Annotated in this window: 18 protein-coding genes; 8 read left to right on the plus strand and 10 right to left on the minus strand. The window is 56.6% G+C overall.

The genetic code is table 11. The features are described from left to right. From atpA to mnmG, 10 genes are all read right to left on the minus strand, one after another. Entirely contained in the window at positions 1-1,542 is a 1,542-nt protein-coding gene (gene atpA, locus V7Z75_RS07495; protein ID WP_334107999.1) for a F0F1 ATP synthase subunit alpha, read from the minus strand. A gap of 9 nt (positions 1,543-1,551) precedes the next feature. Then, the gene (locus V7Z75_RS07500; RefSeq protein WP_334108000.1) at positions 1,552-2,088 is read right to left on the minus strand and encodes a F0F1 ATP synthase subunit delta; all 537 of its coding nucleotides are present in this window, start codon (positions 2,086-2,088) and stop codon (positions 1,552-1,554) included. Positions 2,089-2,104: 16 nt separating this feature from the next. Then, positions 2,105-2,575 (minus strand): F0F1 ATP synthase subunit B, encoded by a 471-nt coding sequence (locus tag V7Z75_RS07505; protein WP_334108001.1) that lies wholly within the window; start codon positions 2,573-2,575, stop codon positions 2,105-2,107. Positions 2,576-2,646: 71 nt separating this feature from the next. After that, complete coding sequence (gene atpE / locus V7Z75_RS07510; protein WP_011480965.1) at positions 2,647-2,919, minus strand: F0F1 ATP synthase subunit C; 273 nt, start codon at positions 2,917-2,919, stop codon at positions 2,647-2,649. A gap of 65 nt (positions 2,920-2,984) precedes the next feature. Beyond that, positions 2,985-3,788: a F0F1 ATP synthase subunit A gene (atpB, locus tag V7Z75_RS07515; protein WP_334108002.1), complete on the minus strand. Its 804-nt coding sequence runs from the start codon at positions 3,786-3,788 to the stop codon at positions 2,985-2,987. Between the two features lie 11 nt (positions 3,789-3,799). Then, on the minus strand, positions 3,800-4,186 hold the full coding sequence (locus V7Z75_RS07520) for an ATP synthase subunit I (protein ID WP_334108003.1): 387 nt from the start codon (positions 4,184-4,186) through the stop codon (positions 3,800-3,802). 118 nt (positions 4,187-4,304) lie between these two features. Further along, positions 4,305-5,159, minus strand: a complete 855-nt coding sequence (locus V7Z75_RS07525) for a ParB/RepB/Spo0J family partition protein (RefSeq protein ID WP_334108004.1) — start codon at positions 5,157-5,159, stop codon at positions 4,305-4,307. Positions 5,160-5,167: 8 nt separating this feature from the next. Beyond that, positions 5,168-5,956, minus strand: coding sequence for a ParA family protein (locus V7Z75_RS07530; protein ID WP_334108005.1), 789 nt, complete (start codon positions 5,954-5,956; stop codon positions 5,168-5,170). Between the two features lie 29 nt (positions 5,957-5,985). Next, positions 5,986-6,609, minus strand: a complete 624-nt coding sequence (gene rsmG / locus V7Z75_RS07535; RefSeq protein ID WP_334108006.1) for a 16S rRNA (guanine(527)-N(7))-methyltransferase RsmG — start codon at positions 6,607-6,609, stop codon at positions 5,986-5,988. After that, a complete protein-coding gene (gene mnmG / locus V7Z75_RS07540; RefSeq protein ID WP_334108007.1) occupies positions 6,606-8,510 on the minus strand; it encodes a tRNA uridine-5-carboxymethylaminomethyl(34) synthesis enzyme MnmG in 1,905 nt (634 codons plus the stop codon). Before mnmG ends, rsmG begins: the two co-directional genes overlap by 4 nt. Positions 8,511-8,816: 306 nt before the next feature. Between mnmG and V7Z75_RS07545 the strand changes: the two genes are divergently transcribed. The 8 genes from V7Z75_RS07545 (at position 8,817) to V7Z75_RS07580 (ending at position 20,137) form a co-directional block, all read left to right on the plus strand. Then, positions 8,817-9,842: a choice-of-anchor A family protein gene (locus V7Z75_RS07545; RefSeq protein WP_334108008.1), complete on the plus strand. Its 1,026-nt coding sequence runs from the start codon at positions 8,817-8,819 to the stop codon at positions 9,840-9,842. 490 nt (positions 9,843-10,332) lie between these two features. Continuing rightward, on the plus strand, positions 10,333-11,502 hold the full coding sequence (locus V7Z75_RS07550; RefSeq protein WP_320564608.1) for an STY4528 family pathogenicity island replication protein: 1,170 nt from the start codon (positions 10,333-10,335) through the stop codon (positions 11,500-11,502). A 586-nt stretch (positions 11,503-12,088) separates the two neighbouring features. Beyond that, the gene (locus V7Z75_RS07555; protein ID WP_320564609.1) at positions 12,089-12,952 is read left to right on the plus strand and encodes a phage integrase N-terminal domain-containing protein; all 864 of its coding nucleotides are present in this window, start codon (positions 12,089-12,091) and stop codon (positions 12,950-12,952) included. Between the two features lie 136 nt (positions 12,953-13,088). Next, positions 13,089-13,385: a helix-turn-helix transcriptional regulator gene (locus tag V7Z75_RS07560; protein ID WP_126671507.1), complete on the plus strand. Its 297-nt coding sequence runs from the start codon at positions 13,089-13,091 to the stop codon at positions 13,383-13,385. A 60-nt stretch (positions 13,386-13,445) separates the two neighbouring features. Then, positions 13,446-15,020: a class I SAM-dependent DNA methyltransferase gene (locus V7Z75_RS07565; protein ID WP_320564610.1), complete on the plus strand. Its 1,575-nt coding sequence runs from the start codon at positions 13,446-13,448 to the stop codon at positions 15,018-15,020. Then, entirely contained in the window at positions 15,004-16,212 is a 1,209-nt protein-coding gene (locus V7Z75_RS07570; protein ID WP_320564611.1) for a restriction endonuclease subunit S, read from the plus strand. The genes V7Z75_RS07565 and V7Z75_RS07570 overlap by 17 nt, the downstream gene beginning before the upstream one ends. After that, positions 16,209-16,955: an abortive infection family protein gene (locus V7Z75_RS07575; RefSeq protein ID WP_320564612.1), complete on the plus strand. Its 747-nt coding sequence runs from the start codon at positions 16,209-16,211 to the stop codon at positions 16,953-16,955. The genes V7Z75_RS07570 and V7Z75_RS07575 overlap by 4 nt, the downstream gene beginning before the upstream one ends. Beyond that, entirely contained in the window at positions 16,955-20,137 is a 3,183-nt protein-coding gene (locus V7Z75_RS07580; RefSeq protein WP_320564613.1) for a type I restriction endonuclease subunit R, read from the plus strand. Before V7Z75_RS07575 ends, V7Z75_RS07580 begins: the two co-directional genes overlap by 1 nt. Position 20,138: the final 1 nt, after the last annotated feature.

Here is a 20,138-nt window from a genome sequence, read left to right on the forward strand (position 1 = left end):
TTAGTAAGCGTTAGTTGCCTTGAAGTCTTGAATTGCCGCTTCCAAGGCCTTCTCGTCGTCGCCACCAAGATCATTGGTGCTGTCGATCTTGTCCAGGATATTCTTGTACTTGGACTTTAGGAAGGAGTGCAGGGCAGATTCAAACGCCAACACGCGGGCAACCGGCACATCATCGAAATAACCCTTGTTGACTGCCAACAAGCTCACCGCCATATCGGAAGTAGACAATGGCGCATATTGCGCCTGCTTCATCAGTTCGGTAACCAGGCGGCCACGCTCCAACTGCTTGCGGGTAGCTTCGTCGAGGTCGGAAGCGAACTGCGCAAACGCAGCCAATTCACGGTACTGCGCGAGCGCCAGTCGAATACCGCCACCAAGCTTCTTGATGACTTTGGTCTGAGCTGCGCCACCAACGCGCGATACAGAAATACCGGCGTTGATCGCAGGGCGGATACCGGCGTTGAACAAGTCGGTTTCCAGGAAGATCTGGCCATCGGTAATCGAGATCACGTTGGTCGGAACGAACGCGGAAACGTCACCAGCAGCAGTTTCGATGATAGGTAATGCGGTCAAGGAACCAGTCTTGCCCTTCACTTCACCGTTGGTGAACTTCTCAACATACTCCTCGCTTACGCGAGCAGCACGCTCAAGCAAGCGCGAGTGGATGTAGAACACATCGCCTGGATAAGCTTCGCGGCCAGGTGGGCGGCGCAGCAACAGGGAAATCTGACGATAAGCCCAAGCTTGCTTGGTCAAGTCGTCATAGACGATCAATGCATCTTGGCCGCGATCACGGAAGTACTCACCCATAGTACAACCAGCATACGGTGCCAGGAATTGCAATGCGGCAGGGTCAGAAGCCGCTGCAGCCACGACGATGGTGTATTCCATCGCGCCATGCTCTTCCAGCTTACGTACCACGTTGGCGATAGTAGATGCCTTCTGGCCGATCGCAACATAGATACAGGTCATGTTCTGACCCTTCTGATTAATGATCGCGTCAACCGCAACTGCCGTCTTACCGGTTTGACGGTCGCCAATGATCAACTCACGCTGGCCACGGCCAACCGGTACCATGGAGTCAATCGCCTTGATACCAGTCTGCACAGGCTGGGACACGGACTTACGGGCGATTACGCCAGGTGCGACCTTTTCCAGCTTGTCTGTCAGCTTGGCATTGATCGGACCCTTGCCGTCGATAGGCTGGCCCAGCGCATTCACAACGCGACCAATCAGCTCAGGGCCAACAGGTACTTCCAGAATCTTGCCGGTACATTTGACGACGTCACCTTCGGTGATGTTTTCATAGTCACCCAGAACCACGGCACCTACGGAGTCGCGTTCCAGGTTAAGCGCCAAGCCATAAATATTGCCTGGGAATTCGATCATTTCACCAGCCATCACATTGGACAGCCCATGAATACGAACGATACCATCAGTCACCGAAATCACGGTACCCTGGGTACGCGCTTCAGCACTGGTGGAAAAACTCTCTAATCTGCTCTTAATCAGTTCACTGATTTCTGATGTGGATAATTGCATTACTTTTTCCTAACCTTTCAGCGTGTAGGCCATCTCTTGCAATTGGCCACGGACTGAAGCGTCAATGACCGTATCGCCGACTACAATTTTGATCCCGCCAATAATTTCCGGATCCACTTTTACGCTTGCTTCAACCTTTTTGCCGAACTTGGTTTCCAGACGCTTCACGATGGCTGCAATTTCAGCCTGGCTGGGTTGCACAGCAGCAATGATATCCGCCTCCAGCACACCTTCATCCTGCGCCTTCAGCTCTTCAAATGCAGCGGCGATTTCCGGCAGGATGGATAAGCGGTTGTACTCCACCAGCAACTTGATCAGGTTGATGCCCGCCTCGTTGAGCTTATCTCCACTTATGGAAAGGAATACGCGCTCCACATCAGCCGCGTCAACCTTGGGGTTGTCGATAAATGCCCGCATTTGCTCATCAGACGCGATAGCCGAAGCCAACGCGAGCATTTGCGACCAGTCTGTCAGCGCATTTTTTTCCTTCGCCAGGCGGTAAACCGCGACTGCATAAGGTCTTGCAATGGTGATCGCTTCAGCCATGTCGTGCCCCCATTCCTTAGAGCTCGCTTGCGATGCTGTTCAGCAAGTCAGCATGCGCCTTGGCATCGATTTCCTTGCGCAGAATCTTCTCCGCACCAGTCACGGCCAGCACAGAAACCTGCTGGCGCAAGCCTTCCTTGGCACGATTGACTTCCTGATCGATCTCGGCCTTGGCGCCGGCAATGATACGGTCACCTTCAGTCTTGGCATTCGCCTTGGCTTCTTCCACGATTTCGCTGGCGCGCTTTTCAGCCTGCGCAATGATGGAAGTCGCTTTTTGCTTGGCATCGTTGACGACTTCAGCGGAACGCTGAGTTGCCACTTCAAGCTCCTGCTTACCGCGCTCGGCTGCAGCCAAACCATCCGCGATGGTTTTCTGGCGTGTCTCGATTGCATTCAGGAGATATGGCCACACAAACTTTGTGGTGAACCAGATCAGAATGGCAAATGAGACCGCCTGCGCAATTAATGTCAGGTTGATATTCATATTTGCTCCCGAGCCGTTAAATCCAGTCAGATTTAAGTTTAATTCTTACACTTAATTCAGAACTGGCTCAGTTAAGCAACTACGCTCAGCAATGGGTTTGCAAAGGCGAACATCATAGCCAGACCAACACCGATAATGAAGGAAGCGTCGATCAGACCCAGCAGCAGGAATACCTTACCTTGCAGGGCAGGAATCAGTTCTGGTTGACGAGCTGCGCCATCCAGGAAGCTTGCACACATGATACCGATACCAATACAGGCACCAGCTGCGCCCAAACCGATGATCAAACCGATACCAACACCGGTGTAAGCTTGAATCATGGCCAACAATTGCAAATTCTCCATTTAATTTCCTTTCGGCTTTTAGAGAGTGTTAACGATAAAAAATCAAATATAAAAACAAAACTAATTTAGTGGCTTTCATGCGCCATGGCGATGTAGACAACTGTCAGCATCATAAAAATGAATGCCTGCAGACAGACGATCAGAATATGGAAGATCGCCCAGCCAGCACCCAGCAGCGCACCAAAGAAAGTGCCTGCCAAGCCAGTCGCCGCCCACATGCCGAGCAGCAGGAAAATGATCTCGCCTGCGTACATATTGCCGAACAAACGCAGGGAATGTGAAAGGGGCTTGGAAACGTATTCGATCAGGTTGAACGCGAAGTTGGCGGGCCAAACCAGCGGGTTGCTGCCAAACGGCGAGCAGAATAGTTCATGAATCCAGCCGCCCAGACCCTTGACCTTGATACTGAAGAAAATCATCAACAACCAAACAGATAGCGCCAGGGCAAAAGTAGCGTTGACATCGGAAGTCGGCACACTGCGCCACTCATGCAGACCCAGCCAGCCATAGATAATCGCCATAATGTCGATAGGCAGGAAATCCATCGCGTTCATCACCAGCACCCAGACAAATACGGTCAGAGCCAATGGCGCGAGGAAGGCATGGCGATCGCCATGGAAAATGCTCTTGACCTGGTTATCAATGAATTCGATCAATAATTCCACGAAAGCCTGGCGCTTGGTCGGCACGCCAGAAGTGGCACCGCGCACAACCCACCACAGCAGGCCAAATACCACAACACCCAGCACAATGGACATCATCAGAGTATCCATGTGCAATACCCAGAAACCGCCATCACCCACTACCTTTTCATTGAAGGAGAGGTGGTGCCCAATATATTCCGAAGGAGTTAATTGACCTGTCGCCATAACATCAAACCTTAAGCGTTGTTTTTTTCGTTAATTGCAAAAATTGCGGCGCCAGATACGACTGCCGCCGCTGCCAGCCCTGCAATCAGCGCAACAGGAACCAGCTTTTCATAAAACTTGAATACCAAGAGCAGTGATATTGCAATCACTGCGATCTTGATTGCCTCAGCAATCAAGATATTGACCAACACAGAACCCGCCCCGGTGCCGACTGCCTTATTCTGAAGTTTCATTTTGGCAGCCAGCCCTCCCAGTATGGCAGAGCAACCTCCCGCCAGCGCCGAAACTGCGCCATGCAAGCCAACACCAAACTGATTAAGAAAAATAAAGGCAAGCACTGCAACTACCAGCGTGGCAAAAACCTGTCTTTTTATCATTCTTGCCAGTAATGCTTCCATGCCGTGCGGAGTTCCCTGTTTCACAAATAATGGGCAAAAATAAAGCTAGGCAAATTTGCCCTACCCGTGAAAATCACGAGATTCTGTTGTTAAATCAGCATTAAGTCAAGTTTATTTGTTAATTTTCATTCTTAAACCGCTGAATCAGAGCATCTAATTCATCCAAACTGCTGTAATGGATTTTGACTTCGCCACGCTCCTTGCCCTTGGCCCGGATTTCAACAGTCGCCCCCAGCAGCTCTGACAAGCCCTCCTGCAGCCGCAATACATCACGATCAACCATCTTTGCGGGCTTGGATTGTGGTTCGGTACTCAACTGCTTAACCAGTTTTTCTGCCTCCCGAACAGAAAGCCGTTTCTGGAAAATCTGTTCCGCCGCCATGATTTGCTTAGCCTCTGGCAGGGCAAGAAGGGCGCGGGCATGCCCCATATCCAGCTGTCCTTTCATAAGCATGTCCTGCACATTTCTATTCAGATTCTGCAGCCTGAGCAGATTGGTGACCACGCTGCGTGACCGACCTACAGCATCTGCAGCAGCTTGGTGCGTCATATTGAATTCATTGATCAGCCGCTGAATGCCCTGTGCCTCCTCCAGCGGATTGAGGTTCTCGCGCTGGATGTTTTCGATCAAGGCCATTGCCAGCGCCGACTCATCAGGAATGTCGCGCAGCAGCACGGGCACCTCCGTCAGACCGGCGAGTTGTGATGCGCGCCAACGGCGTTCGCCAGCGATGATTTCATATTTGTTTTCTGCAATCTTGCGCACCAGAATAGGTTGCATGATGCCTTGGGCCTTGATGGAATCTGCCAGGCTGTTGAGCGATTCCTGGTCCATATGCGTGCGCGGCTGGTATTTCCCCGGTTGCAATTGCTCGATCGGCAGGGTATTGGGCGCATCGTTACCCGTCACACTCTCCATATCGCCTGCCAACAGAGCATCCAATCCGCGCCCCAATCCCTTCAACTTCACCATGCCTACTCCTAATTTGCCGCAGCTTGCCTATTGCTGACGAGATGCCGGTTAATGATTTCCCCCGCCAGCGCGAGATATGCTTTCGCCCCCTTGGACGCCTTGTCATACAGCAATACCGGCACGCCGTAGCTCGGCGCTTCTGCCAGGCGGATATTGCGTGGTATCACGGTGCGGTAAACCTTGTCTCCGAAATGCTGCGCCAGCTCGTTGGAAACCTGCTGCGCCAGAGTATTGCGGTTATCGAACAGGGTACGCAGCAAGCCTTCGATTTCCAAGTGCGGATTCAGGTGCGCGCGCACCTTCTTGATGGTGTTCACCAGATCGGACAAACCTTCCAGCGCGTAGTATTCGCATTGCATGGGAATCATGACCGCATGCGCCGCCGTCAAGGCGTTGACCGTGGTCAGGTTGAGGGCAGGGGGGCAATCGATCAGGATATAGTCATACCCATCCCCCAATTCCGCCAACGCGGTCTTGAGGCGCGTTTCACGCGCAAACTCGTTGACCAATTCCACCTCCGCGCCCGCCAGCTCACGATTGGCCGGCACCACATCGAACCGGCCCCGCTCCGAGCGTTGCATCACCTCGCGCAAGGTCTTGTCACCGATCAATACATGGTAGATGGTGTGCTTCATCTTGGATTTATCAATGCCACAACCCGTGGTGGCGTTCCCCTGTGGATCGAGGTCAATCACAAGCACCTTGCGCTTGGTGGCGGCCAGGCTGGCCGCCAGGTTGACGCATGTCGTGGTTTTCCCCACGCCGCCTTTCTGATTGGTAATTGCCAGAATCCTCATGATTTAAGCCATCCCATTAGTTGAATTCGTCAAAGTTGCCGCACCGGCAGGAAAACCAGGTGTCGCTGGGCATCCAGCCCTGGCACTTTCAGCTCTTCAATTCTCGAAGGCTTGAGCGCTATCGCCTCCAGTTCCTCCTGCGGCATTTGCCCCTTCATGGCCAGCCATAAGCCATCCTCCGCAATCAGGTGTCTGGTCAGCTTGATAAACAACGCAATCTCGGAAAACGCCCTGGAAATCACGATATTGAACGGCTCAACCGGCTTAAGTTGCTCAACACGGCCAGCTACCACCTGCAGGTTGGCTATCTGCAGCTCAGCCTTGGCCTGTCGCATGAAGCTGGCTTTCTTCTGCACGGCATCTATGGTCGTCACCTGCAGATCGGGACGACAGATAGCCAGCACGATTCCTGGCAAACCAGCGCCGCTGCCCACATCCAGCAATCGGCCCGCGGGCACATGCGGCAGAACGGACAAGCTATCCAGCAGGTGCAGCGTCACCATTTCCTCGGGGTCGCGCACCGCGGTCAGGTTATGCACCTTGTTCCATTTCACCAATAATGCGAGATAGGCCAGCAATTTATCTATGGTGGGTGGCGCCAGGTCGATATCTAGTTGACGCGCCCCGGCTTCCAGCTTTTCCTGCAAGCTCATGCGACGTGATCCGCCGCAGCGCCATGCTTGCGTTGCTTGCGCTTAAGATGCACCAGCAACAGGGAAATGGCTGCTGGCGTCACACCCGAAACGCGACCGGCCTGACCAATGGTTTCCGGCCTTTGCTTGTTGAGCTTTTGCTGCACTTCGATCGACAGTCCATGCACCTCGCCATAATCCATATCCATCGGCAGTTTGTAGTGCTCACTTTCTTTCAAACGCTCGATTTCCTCGGCCTGACGGTCAATATATCCCTGATACTTGGCAGCAATTTCCAATTGCTGACGCACTTGCGGATCTGCCTCGCCTTCACCGGCCCGAGGAAGAGAGAGCAGGGCTTCATAACTGATTTCCGGACGGCGCAACAACTCGAACATGGAATACTCTCGCTCCAACACCTTACCGAATATCTGCTGTAATTGCTCTGCTGGCACATGCTGCGGATGGATGAACGTCCGGCGCAGCCGCTGCTGCTCGCGCTCGATAGCTTCCTGTTTGCGCTGAAAAGCTTCCCAGCGCGCATCATCTACCAGGCCCAGCTTGCGGCCGATTTCCGTCAGTCGCATATCGGCATTATCCTCACGCAGCATAAGACGATACTCGGCACGGCTGGTAAACATGCGATAAGGCTCATTCACGCCGCGCGTAATAAGGTCATCCACCAGCACGCCCAGATAGGCTTGGTCGCGGCTAGGCCACCATGCTTCTTTTTCTTGGACATATAACGCCGCATTGGCACCCGCCAGCAAGCCCTGCGCGGCAGCCTCCTCATAGCCGGTAGTGCCGTTGATTTGTCCCGCAAAGAACAACCCTCGCACAGCTTTGGTTTCCAGAGATGCCTTCAGGCCACGTGGATCATAATAGTCATATTCAATAGCGTAGCCGGGACGCAGGATATGAGCATTTTCCAGTCCTTTGATCGAACGCACCAATTGATACTGGATGTCGAAAGGCAGGCTCGTGGAAATACCGTTCGGATATATCTCGTTGGTTGTCAGGCCCTCGGGCTCCAGGAAAATCTGGTGCGATTCCTTATCCGCGAAGCGGTGTATCTTGTCTTCCACGGAAGGGCAATAGCGAGGGCCAACCCCCTCAATCACGCCGGTATACATGGGCGAACGGTCCAGGCCGCTGCGGATGATGTCGTGGGTTCTCTCGTTAGTGAAGGTAATCCAGCAGGGGAGTTGCGCAGGATGCTGGTCGGCATTGCCGAGAAAGGAGAAGACCGGTACAGGGGTATCTCCCGGCTGCTCGGTCATGACGCTGTAATCAATCGTGCGGCCGTCAATACGCGGCGGCGTACCTGTTTTCAGTCGCCCTGCGGGCAGCCCGATTTCCCGCAATCGCACCGCCAATGATACTGAGGGCGGATCACCAGCACGCCCTGCCTGGTAATTTGCCAAGCCCACATGCACCAATCCCGCCAAGAAAGTGCCAGCCGTCAATACCACTGCCTTGGCTTCAAAACGCAATCCTAGTTGCGTCACTACGCCAGCAACGCGCTCACCATCAAGAATGATGTCATCAACGGCTTGCTGGAACAGCCAAAGATTGGGCTGATTTTCCAGCCGACGCCGTATGGCAGCTTTATACAATACTCGATCCGCCTGGGCGCGCGTCGCCCGCACTGCGGGACCTTTACTGGAGTTGAGAATGCGAAACTGGATACCTCCTTCATCGGTGGCAGCTGCCATGGCGCCGCCTAATGCATCCACTTCCTTTACCAGATGTCCTTTGCCTATTCCACCAATGGATGGATTACAGGACATCTGACCCAGTGTCTCGATATTGTGGGTCAACAACAGAGTTTTCCGCCCCATGCGAGCACTTGCTAACGCCGCTTCTGTGCCTGCATGACCGCCACCGACAACGATGACATCAAATTTTTCGGGATATTGCATGAAAAAAACCTAGATGTAACCAAGCGAATGATACTGCATTCGCCACTACCTGTCAGTCTCGATAACCAATGTTTCACGTGAAACGTATCAAGTTTGCCAAAAAAATCAGAAATCTGGTTTCACGTGAAACATTTGACGATTGTTAACACTTCCCAAGTATCTCCGTTATCCATTCGGACTATATAATCCTTACCAGCAATATGGTATTTTCCATAACATCATAATTGCAACCCTGCGAATGCCCAGACTTTTCTTTGTCGGACGGCAAGTGTTGCCGGGCGTTCCATTTAACTTACGGGGATAATCATGAAACTAACGCGTACCTTAGTATTACCAGCTCTTGTAGCAGCTACTTTCTATAGCATCGGCGCTCATGCTGCATTAGATGCCAATCAAACCTTGAACCAGTTCAATGCCATTGTCTTTGGCAATGTCGTATCAAATTCACACATTGACGGAAGATCCTGGATAGGTGGTAATGTTACTGGTGGCGATTATGTACAACACAGTTCCAATACTCCTGCTTCCAGCTACGCTGGCCTGACCGTAAAAGGCAACGCCAGCAATTTGCATGTGAACGGATTGGGTGCAGTCATTAGCGGTAATTTCAGTAATTCAATTGTCAATACCGGCAGCACTGCCGTTCTTGGCAATGTACTCAACAGCAACCTGAATGGGCCTGCCTATGTGCAAGGAACTACCAACAGTAGCAATTTCAATGGCGGCAAGCTTGCAACCCCTAGCAGCCTGATGCAAACCAATATGAATGCGGTTGACTCAACAGACTTCTATAGCGTGTTGAGCAATACCTCTGACTCCTTGCGCCAGTTGGGCAATACCAGCGATGTCATCGTGAATGGCAACAAGGCAACTTTCTCTGCCGTTGCAGACAATACAGGGTTAGCTGTTTTCAACCTGACCGATGCTCAAGCCGCTCAAATCTTTAGCTTGGGTGAATTTGATTTCCTGCTGAATGGCGCAACGACCATTGTTATCAATTCCGGCTTGCAAAACATCAATATCGGCGCCAATTTCCTCGGCGGCTCCGCGCAAGCCATCGGTAGCTCCGTCATCTGGAATTTTTATGATGCTTCCAGCATTACCCTGAATTCCCAGTTCGGCGGTTCGATCCTGGCAGTGGATGCAGCATTGTCCAATAACCAGAACATCGAAGGCGGTGTATTTGTGAAGAATCTCAACCAATATGGCGAGATTCATTTACAGCCCTTTACCGGTAATGTTGTCATTACCGCCGTTCCTGAACCTTCCAGCTATGCCATGTTCATGGTGGGCTTGGGTTTATTGGCGTTTGCCGCACGCCGTCGTACATAAACAAGCAGAGATTTAGCCAATAAAAAAGCCCGGAATTTCCGGGCTTTTTTATTGGCAGGACACGTATTGAGATATTACTTCCCGATGCAGAAGCGGCACTAATTCCGCATGTCGTTGATTTTCAAGCCAATTAAGGCGGTCCCGCAACGTGCTTGTACCTATTCTTGGACCCAAGCACCAAGTGTGTCCCTTGGTAGCGGCGGATGGCCCATCTTGGACGCTCCCCGCACTCTCGTCGCCGGTACAGCACGCCAGCAAGCGGTCTGATCAAGGACGGCGAACATGGCCACCGACGTTCAGCAACGTCCAATGACTGTAGCGGAGGCTCAGTTTCCCACCTCCTGATCCAGAACACCAAGGATGTTGCGCCCTGCTTCAGCCCGAAAAAACGGGAGGCGCGCAGTTCGGATTGATGGCTGCGGCAGCGGTGATGCCGAAGTGAGATGGCGGCTCCTTTGGCCAGTTGGCCGATACCGATGGGAGCCTCGCCATGTCACACCAAGCCTCAGACATCATCACCCCGAAAGCCCTGTTGCTCGATGAGCGACTGACGCCGCTGGAGCGCAATGCCTGGCTGACTTTCCGTGCGCTGGCCAGCAGCGACGGCACCGTGGTTCTCAGCTACGACGCGCTGCGCGGATACCTTCCCAGCGCACCGGGCAGCAAGAGGGCTGCCTTGGAAACCGTGTCCAGGGCCGTGCTGTGCCTGCGGCTGTCCACGTGGATTGCGCTGGTCGAGTACCGCCGCAACCCGATGACCGGCTTCTCGATGGCCAGCCGCTACGCGGTGCGGAATCAGCCCCTCGCGTTCGACGACGCCTGCATGGAGGACGAGGATTACCTGCCACTGCTGGAACGGGCACTCGGCCATGCCAGTGCGACGATTCGCCAACTGGCTCAGTCCATTCTCGATGAGGCCATGCGCCATCCGGACAGGTTGGAAAAGCTGCCTGCAACGATGCAAGAGCGGATCAGGCGCCTACAGCACCGTGGCGACGACCATGACCCGGGCAGTCCTGGTGGCTCAACTGCGCGCGATGCCCTCGTGCCCGAAGCCAGCGGCGGCATTCCGAAACCCGTTCCGGCATCTGCGACAGCAGTACGTACTGTAGAAAAAGAAGTATTAAAAGAAGTACGTACGTACCGCTCACAACCTGAAGTGCGGGTATCGGGGCCAGATATGCCAGTCCGCTTCCGGCAACTGCCGCAGGATCAGCAGCAGATTCTCACCGCTCGTCTCAGGGGCTTGCCTCTGGAGCAACGCCTGGCGGTGCTGGCCGAGTGGGACGTGCGCTGCGAATCAGGTGGCGTGCACAACGCCATCGCCTACCTCTACGGGTTGATCAAGAAGGCCGTGCAAGGCGTGTTCAAGCTCTGGGCGGCGCGCAAATCCACCCCGCAGCAGACACCCGTGCAGGCCGTCAGCAACAGCCAACATAGCTCGCCGCCTGCTCCTTCGCCATCGTCCAGCAGCCAAGCCGCAAAGCCTGCGTCGCGCGAGGTGGCGCAACGGCATCTGGATCAGATCAGGCGCATGTTGAAGACGCCATCGCTGCCCATCGGGCAGATCATCGGGTGCATGGCTGACAGCGGAATGCTGCCAACAGCCCCGGGAAATACGCCTGCTGCTGCAAGGCTGGGGCCACTGGGTTCGGCGTGAGACAGATGGGGCCGTCACTGCCCGCCGCAGTGACGGCCCGACGAACTGCAGCAGGAATGCGGGTTGGCACAGCATCGCATTGATGGCTGCGCACATGACGATGCCTCGGTACACTGGCCCAGCAACGACCTGCCGGTGGGTATGAGCACCGGAACCCTGGCGCAGGTTCCTGCAAGCGCCGACCCGGTTCACCGGGCGGAACCACCCCAGGCACACCCCGGCTCGCTCTGTGTGCCGCCCTACCCATGGGCAGAGCCTTCCTCATCCTCGGCGTGGTTCGTCCCGCCATCGTCGCGACACACGCTCGCCTTTCCAGGCTTCGTCGCTGCTCGCCCGACCTCATACGGCCCGCCGGCTCCTTTTCCACCACTGCATAACAGGGGGTATCCATCCCAGCACATCGCGTTGTCGTCCCTTGCAACTCTTCCGCCCGGCCTTCCCACAGGAAGCAAGGCGGACGCCTCATTCGAGGTCACAGGTGAACTGAGCGCCTGGCCCTTGCCCTTCGGGGATCTCGCCTTGGCGAGTTGGCAAAAACACTGACCGTTTGCTTCTCAGCCCCGACAACCGATGGAACAACACCGCGATGGACGATCTGACCTATACCCTGCGCCAGCTCTGCCTGCGCAACCGCGACGGCAGCCACGCCACCCAGGCCGACCGGCAACGGTCGCTGAGCCTGGCCGCTCGCCAACTGCGCGAGGCCGGATTCCGCCAGATGCGGGCCACCTCGCTCAAGGGCAAGCATGTCGAAACCCTGTTGCAGCGCTGGCAGGCCGAAGGCCTGTCGGCTGGCACGCTCAAGAACCGCATGGCCCACCTGCGCTGGTGGGCAGAGAAGGTCGGCAAGGCAGGCATCCTGCCAGCGGACAACACCAGGCTGGGCATCCCTGACCGCCGCTATGTGACCAACGATAGCAAGGCCAAGGAACTGGGCGATGGGCTGGCCAGGATCACCGATCCCTACGTTCGCATGAGCCTGCACCTACAAGCGGCCTTTGGCCTGCGACGGGAGGAGTCCATCAAGTTCCAACCCCACTATGCCGACCGTCGCGACCACATCGCCATCAAGGGATCATGGGCCAAGGGTGGGCGCGACCGGACGGTGCCGATCACGACGCCGGAACAGCGGGCGGTGCTGGACGAAGCGCATCGGTTAGCAGGTTTGGGCTCGCTGATCCCAGCGAACAAGACCTACATCCAGCAGCGGCACGTCTACGACGGGCAATGCAAGGCAGCGGGCCTGAGCAACATGCACGGGCTGCGGCATCGCTATGCCCAAGCGCGCTATCTGGTGCTGACAGGCTGGAAGGCTCCGGCGGCAGGCGGTTCTTCGACACAACAACTGACACCCGCACAACACAGCCAGGACCAGGTTGCGCGACAGACGATCAGCCGTGAATTGGGGCATGAGCGACTGCAAATCACGATGGTGTACCTGGGTCGATGAATTGATTCTCTTGATGCCGGGCTTGCGGCTGGGGAGCGAGCTATTGGCTCGGATGCCTTCGATGAAAAAATGCTCTTAAAGCATTAAACATAGTATACAATGCTTATTAAGCATATTTCCGCCACCGAGACACCCTATGGTCAACAGCGTCGCTGATCTCATTCGGACCGCCCGCAATGGGCGAACCCAGGCGGAGTTCGCCACTGTTCTGGGCGTTTCGCAGTCCCAGTTGAGCCGGTATGAGCGGGGGGAGTACGACCCGCCCGCCAAGGTGATCAATGCCTGTATGCGGGAGGCGCATATCGGCAATGGGATATCGGCGCCATCGGCTGACGACTTGGCCCAGAGGGTACGCACGACGTTGGCCAGCCCAGATAAGGAGCAGGCACGCTCCGCCATCGCCAGCCTGTTAGCGGTGCTTGCTCATGAATAGCGGTGGCAAAAAACTTCTGGTCGTACTGAGCGGCCCGGCACGCACATAGGACAGGAAACAATGGCACAGAACGACAACAACGGCGGCAACCTCGGCTTCGAAGCGGAGCTGTTCAAGGCCGCCGACAAGCTGCGCGGCAACATGGAACCCAGTGACTACAAGCACGTTGCACTGGGCCTGATCTTCCTCAAGTACATCTCTGATGCCTTCGAGTCCCGTCATGCTGAATTGCTGGCAGAGGACGCCGCCGCCGCCGAGGACAAGGACGAATACCTCGCCGACAACATCTTCTGGGTGCCCAAGGAAGCGCGCTGGTCGCATCTGCAAGCCAACGCCAAGCAAAGCAGCATCGGCACGCTGATCGATGACGCCATGCGCGCCATCGAGAAAGACAACGAATCGCTGAAAGGCGTGCTGCCCAAAGACTACGCCCGCCCCGCGCTCAACAAGGTGATGCTGGGCGAGTTGATCGACCTGATCTCCGGCATCACGCTGAACGAGGGTAACGACAAATCAAAAGACGTACTGGGTCGCGTCTATGAATACTTCCTTGGCCAATTTGCAGGTGCGGAAGGCAAGCGCGGTGGCGAGTTCTACACCCCACGTTCTGTGGTACGCACGCTGGTGGAAATGCTGGAGCCCTATAACGGGCGCGTGTATGACCCATGTTGCGGTAGCGGCGGCATGTTCGTGCAGAGCGAACGGTTCGTCACCGAACACGGCGGGCGCATCGGCGACATCGCCATTTATGGCCAGGAAAGCAACTACACCACTTGGCGCCTCGCCAAGATGAACCTGGCCGTGCGTGGCATAGACAGCGACATCCGCTGGAACAACGAAGGCAGCTTCCACAAGGACGAGCTGCGCGACCTCAAGGCCGACTTCATCCTCGCCAATCCTCCTTTCAATATCTCCGACTGGGGCGGCGAGCGTCTGCGTGAAGACGTGCGCTGGCAATTCGGCACTCCGCCCGTGGGCAACGCCAACTACGCGTGGTTGCAGCACATCTTCCATCACCTTGCACCGCATGGCGTTGCAGGCGTGGTGCTGGCCAATGGCTCGATGAGCTCGCAGCAGAGCGGCGAAGGCGAGATCCGAAAAGCCATGCTTGAAGCTGCTGATGGGGCAGGCGTGGTGGACTGCATGGTCGCCATGCCTGGCCAATTGTTCTATTCCACGCAGATTCCGGCTTGTCTATGGATTTTGGCGAAGGGCCGCAGCAACGGTTTGGTGAAGAAGACCAAGCTGCGTGACCGGCGTGGAGAGGTGCTGTTCATCGACGCACGCAAGATGGGCGTACTGGTGGATCGCACGCGGCGTGAACTGACCGACGAAGAAATTTCCCGCATCGCGGCCACATACCATGCGTGGCGTGGTGAAACCGACGCGGGTGAATATTCGGACATTCCCGGCTTCTGCAAATCCGCCACCCTCGAAGAAATCCGAGAACATGACTATGTATTGGCACCGGGTCGCTACGTCGGCGCGGAAGCACAGGAGGATAACGACGAAGCTTTTGACGACAAGATGCGGCGCCTGACTGCACAGTTGTCCAAGCAGACGGAGCGTGGCACCGAACTGGATTCACTCATCCGTGAAAAGTTGGAGGCGTTGGGCTATGGCCAAGCTGTCTGATGTAGCCGCCATCAACCCGACCCGCAAGGTCAAAAAAGGCGAATTCGTGCCATTTATCCAAATGGCTGCGTTGCCCTTGAGTGGGCGTGATATTTCGGTTTCAGATGTTGAAATTAGGGTTGCAAAGGCAGCTGGCGCACATTTTCAGAACGGCGATACGCTGCTTGCGCGGATTACGCCGTGCCTCGAAAACGGCAAGACGGCGCAGGTCAATGTGCTTGCAGATGGAGCCGTCGGCGAAGGCTCAACCGAGTTCATCGTGCTCTGTGGTCACGATTCGGAGGACAATGATTTCGTTTACTACTTGTGCAGGGAGCCGGAATTTCGCAAGTTCGCCATCTCTCGGATGGAAGGCACATCGGGGCGTCAGCGTGTTTCGTGGCAATCCATTGCAGAGTATCCCATCGAACTGCCGTCGCCTGACATTAGGCGTGATGCTGCCGGTTTTCTGGCAACCCTCGACGACCGCATCGCCAACCTGCGCCAGACCAACGCCACGCTGCTAGCCATCGCCGCCGGGCTGTTCAAGTCCCGCTTTGTGGACTTTGACGGTGTGCCGCCAGGGGATATGCAGGAATCGGAACTCGGATTGATTCCCAAGGGGTGGCGGGCGGAAGAAATCGGCAAGCTCGTGCAGTGCGTGGGCGGCGCAACACCCAGTACCAAGGACGAAGTCTTTTGGAATGGCGGCTTACACCACTGGGCCACACCGAAAGATTTATCCGGCCTACAAGCGCCCATACTGATAACCACCGAACGTCGTATCACCGATGCGGGCGTAGCACGCATCAGCAGTGGCTTGTTGCCCGCTGGCACGCTATTGATGTCGTCGCGTGCCCCCATCGGCTACCTCGCCATCGCCGCCGTGCCTGTCGCCATCAATCAGGGCTTCATCGCCATGCTGCCCGGCGGTGCCCTGTCGCCAGTGTGGCTACTGTTCTGGGCGCAGGTCAACATGGAAGCCATCAAGCAAAAGGCCAACGGCTCGACCTTCATGGAGATCAGCAAGGCCGCATTTCGCCCCATCAAGGTTGTGCAGCCGCCGACCGACGCGCTGGCTCAGTTCGACGAAGTGGCGGCACCAATGCTGGAACGCATCCAGAACAACGAGCGCCACATTGCCACCCTCGCAGCTATACGTGACGCACTGCTGCCACGCCTTCTCTCCGGCCAACTGCGGGTGCCCCAATGAGTCTGGATTGGTGCCCCGGTATTCGCGAAGCTTGCGTGCATTGGCGCGATGCGCCGATGTTGCAGCAGACCTTTGAGGCGCTGGAGCGTACCTTGGAGCAGGATAACGATGCGTGCATCGACTGTGCGAAATCCATCGTCGAAGTGTTCTGTCGCATCATCGTGGACGAACTGGATTCACCTACCCACCCCGTCAAGCCCAAGGCTGCGGCTCCGGACTTCGGCGAATGGGTCGGCGCAGCAGTGCGAGTGCTAAAGCTCGGCGAGAACCAGAACAACAAGTTCCTCAAGCTAGTATCGCAGCACCACAAGTTAACGACGGCCTTGGGCGATCTACGGAATGAATCCGGGCCAGTCAGCCACGGTCGGGACGGATTCCTGGCCAAGCTGTCTGTCCATCATCGGCGCTCGGCAGTTTTGTCGGCAGATGCGCTGGTGATGTTCCTACACCAAGCCTATCTGGAAACGCAGCGCGATCCCGTCAGTTCGCGTGAACCGTGGGAACGGTTCGAGGCATTCAATCAACTGATTGACGCAACTATCGGCTTGGAATTGGTAACGGACGATGACGGCAACTCGGAACTTCGGGTTCTGCTGCCCGGCGGCGAATATCTTTCCCTCAATATCCCTGTTAGTCGCTTGCTCTATCAGCTCGACCGAGGTGCCTACATCGAAGCCCTGAACGCCGCGCGTGGCGTTCCCGCGGCCATCATGGAACAAAACGAAGAACAAGGGGAAGCCTGATGGCCTTTCTATCCGAAGCCGCCGTCGAACAAGCCCTGCTCGATCAGTTGCGCGGGCTGGGCTACGCCATTGCCTCGGACGACACCATCGGCCCGGACGGCAGCGCGCCGGAACGCGACAGTCACGATGTCGTGATCCTGCAAAAGCGACTGGAAGCCGCCGTGCTACGGCTCAATCCGCAGCTTCCGCCGGAAGCGCGGGCGGATGCCACCCGCAAGCTCACCCAATCCGTCTTTCCCTCTCTGCTGGAAGAAAACCGTCGCATCCATACGCTGCTGACCGAAGGCGCAGATGTTGAGTACTACGGCGACGATGGCGTGCTGACGGCGGGCAAGGTTCAGCTTCTGGACTTCGATGCGCCTGAACGCAACGACTGGCTGGCGGTGCAGCAGTTTGTGGTCATCAACGGCCAGGTCAACCGCAGGCCGGACATCGTGCTGTTCGTCAACGGCTTGCCGCTGGCCGTGATCGAACTGAAAGCGCCGGGCAGCGCGGGTGCGCACCTGGCCGGCGCGTTCAATCAACTGCAAACCTACAAGCAGCAGATTCCGGCACTGTTCCACACCAATGCGCTGCTGGTCACGTCTGACGGCGTCGCGGCGCGGGTGGGTTCGTTGTCTGCCGATCTGGAACGTTTCATGCCGTGGCGCACCACGGATGGCAAGTCCATTCTGGAAAAGGGCCTGCCGGAACTGCCGACGCTGATCGAAGGCGTATTCGAGCAGCAGCGGTTCCTCGATCTGCTGCGCCACTTCACCGTGTTCGGCGAAACAGGCAGCGGCCTAGCGAAGATCGTGGCGGGCTATCACCAGTACCACGCCGTGAATCGCGCCGTCGAATCGACGATTCGCGCCGCCGACCCGTGGCAGGGGGTGCACGAGGAACCGGCGTCCTACGGTCTGCCCAGCGTGGCCACGCAATCCAAGGGTGATCGGCGTGCGGGCGTGATCTGGCACACACAGGGTTCCGGCAAAAGTTTGTTGATGGCCTTCTACGCCGGGCGACTAGTGAAACACCCGGCGATGGAGAACCCGACGCTTGTCGTGCTGACCGATCGCAACGACCTGGACGACCAGTTATTCGCCACCTTCTCGATGTGCCGCGACCTGATTCGCCAGACGCCGATCCAAGCCGAAAACCGCGAGCATTTGCAGCAACTGCTGGCCCGGGCTTCGGGCGGCGTGATCTTCACCACCTTGCAGAAGTTCGGAGAAGTGAATGAGCCGTTGACCACGCGCCGTAACGTGGTCGTCATCGCCGACGAAGCACACCGTTCGCAATATGGCTTTCGCGCCAAAGTGGATGCCAAGACCGGCGAAGTCTCCTACGGGTTCGCCAAGTACATGCGCGATGCGCTGCCCAATGCCTCCTTCATCGGCTTTACGGGCACGCCTATCGAGGCCACCGACGTGAACACCCCGGCGGTGTTCGGCAATTACATCGACATCTACGACATCAGCCGCGCGGTGGAGGACGGCGCGACGGTGCCGATCTACTACGAATCGCGGTTGGCGCGCATTGAACTGAATGAAGATGAGAAGCCCAAGCTCGACGCTGAGGTGGAAGCGCTGACTGAGGACGAGGCAGTCACCGAACAGGAAAAGCTGAAGGCGAAATGGGCGACCGTCGAAAAACTGGTCGGCAGCGAAAAACGCCTCGCACTCGTGGCTCAGGATTTGGTAGCCCATTTCGAAGACAGGCTGGCCGCGCTGGATGGCAAGGCGATGGTAGTGTGCATGAGCCGCCGCGTCTGCGTAGCGCTGTACAACGAGATCGTCAAGTTGCGCCCGGACTGGCACAGCGCCGATGACAATGCCGGAGCCATCAAAATCGTGATGACGGGCGCGGCTAGCGACCCACCCGAATGGCAGCAGCACATCGGCAACAAGACGCGACGCGACCTGCTTGCCAAACGCGCCCGCGATGCCAAAGACCCGCTCAAGCTGGTCATCGTGCGCGACATGTGGCTGACCGGCTTCGATGCTCCGTGCATGCACACGATGTATGTGGACAAGCCGATGCAGGGCCACGGACTGATGCAAGCCATCGCTCGCGTCAATCGCGTATTCCGCGACAAGCCTGCGGGTCTGATCGTGGACTACATCGGCATTGCTCAGAGTTTGAAGTCGGCACTGGCGCAGTATTCGGCGCGCGACCAGGCGACCACGGGCGTCGATGAAGCGCAGGCTGTGGCCGTGCTGCTGGAGAAGTACGAAGTGGTGCGCGACATGTACCACGGCTTCGATTACGCAACAGCTCTGAACGGCACACCCCATCAACGTTTGATGATGATGGCCGGAGCCATCGAGTGGATTCTGGACAAGCAGCAGCAATGGGCGGCGGCGAAGATCACCGAGGAAGGCAAGAAGAACGCTCAGCGGCGTTATCAGGACGCGGTTCTGGCTTTGTCGAAGGCGTATTCGCTGGCGTCAGCCTCCGACGAGGCGCGCGGCATCCGCGAGGAAGTCGGCTTCTTCCAAGCTATTCGCGCCGCGCTGGTCAAATCGAGCACTGGCTCTGGCGTGACCTCGCAAGAGCGTGACTTCGCCATCCAGCAGATCGTCAGCCGTGCCGTGGTCAGCACCGAGATCGTGGACATCCTGAAAGCGGCAGGCATCCAGTCGCCGGACATTTCCATCCTGTCCGACGAGTTTCTTGCCGAAGTGCAACAGATGCAGAAGAAGAACCTTGCGCTGGAAGCCTTGCGCAAGCTCATCAACGATGGCATCCGTTCGCGCAGCAAGGCCAACATCGTCGAAACGCGGACGTTTTCCGAACGACTTGAAGCCGCCGTAGCGCGCTACCACGCCAATGCCATCACCACTGCCGAGGTGTTGCAGGAGCTAATCCAGTTGGCGAAGGACATCCGCGCGGCACGGCAGCGTGGAGAGGAATCCGGCCTCAGCGACGAGGAAATCGCCTTCTACGATGCACTGGCCGAGAACGAATCGGCGGTGCAGGCAATGGGCGATGACAAGCTCAAGGTGATCGCTCATGAACTACTGGTCAGCCTGAAAGGCAACGTCTCGGTGGACTGGGCACACCGCGATTCGGCACGCGCCCGAATGCGTGTATTAGTCAAGCGCATCCTGCGCAAGTACGGCTATCCGCCGGATTTGCAGGACGCGGCGGTGCAGACGGTGTTGCAGCAAGCCGAGGCACTGTCTGCTGGATGGATTTAGG

The organism is Methylobacillus sp. (assembly GCF_036844465.1).
Taxonomy (GTDB): domain Bacteria; phylum Pseudomonadota; class Gammaproteobacteria; order Burkholderiales; family Methylophilaceae; genus Methylobacillus.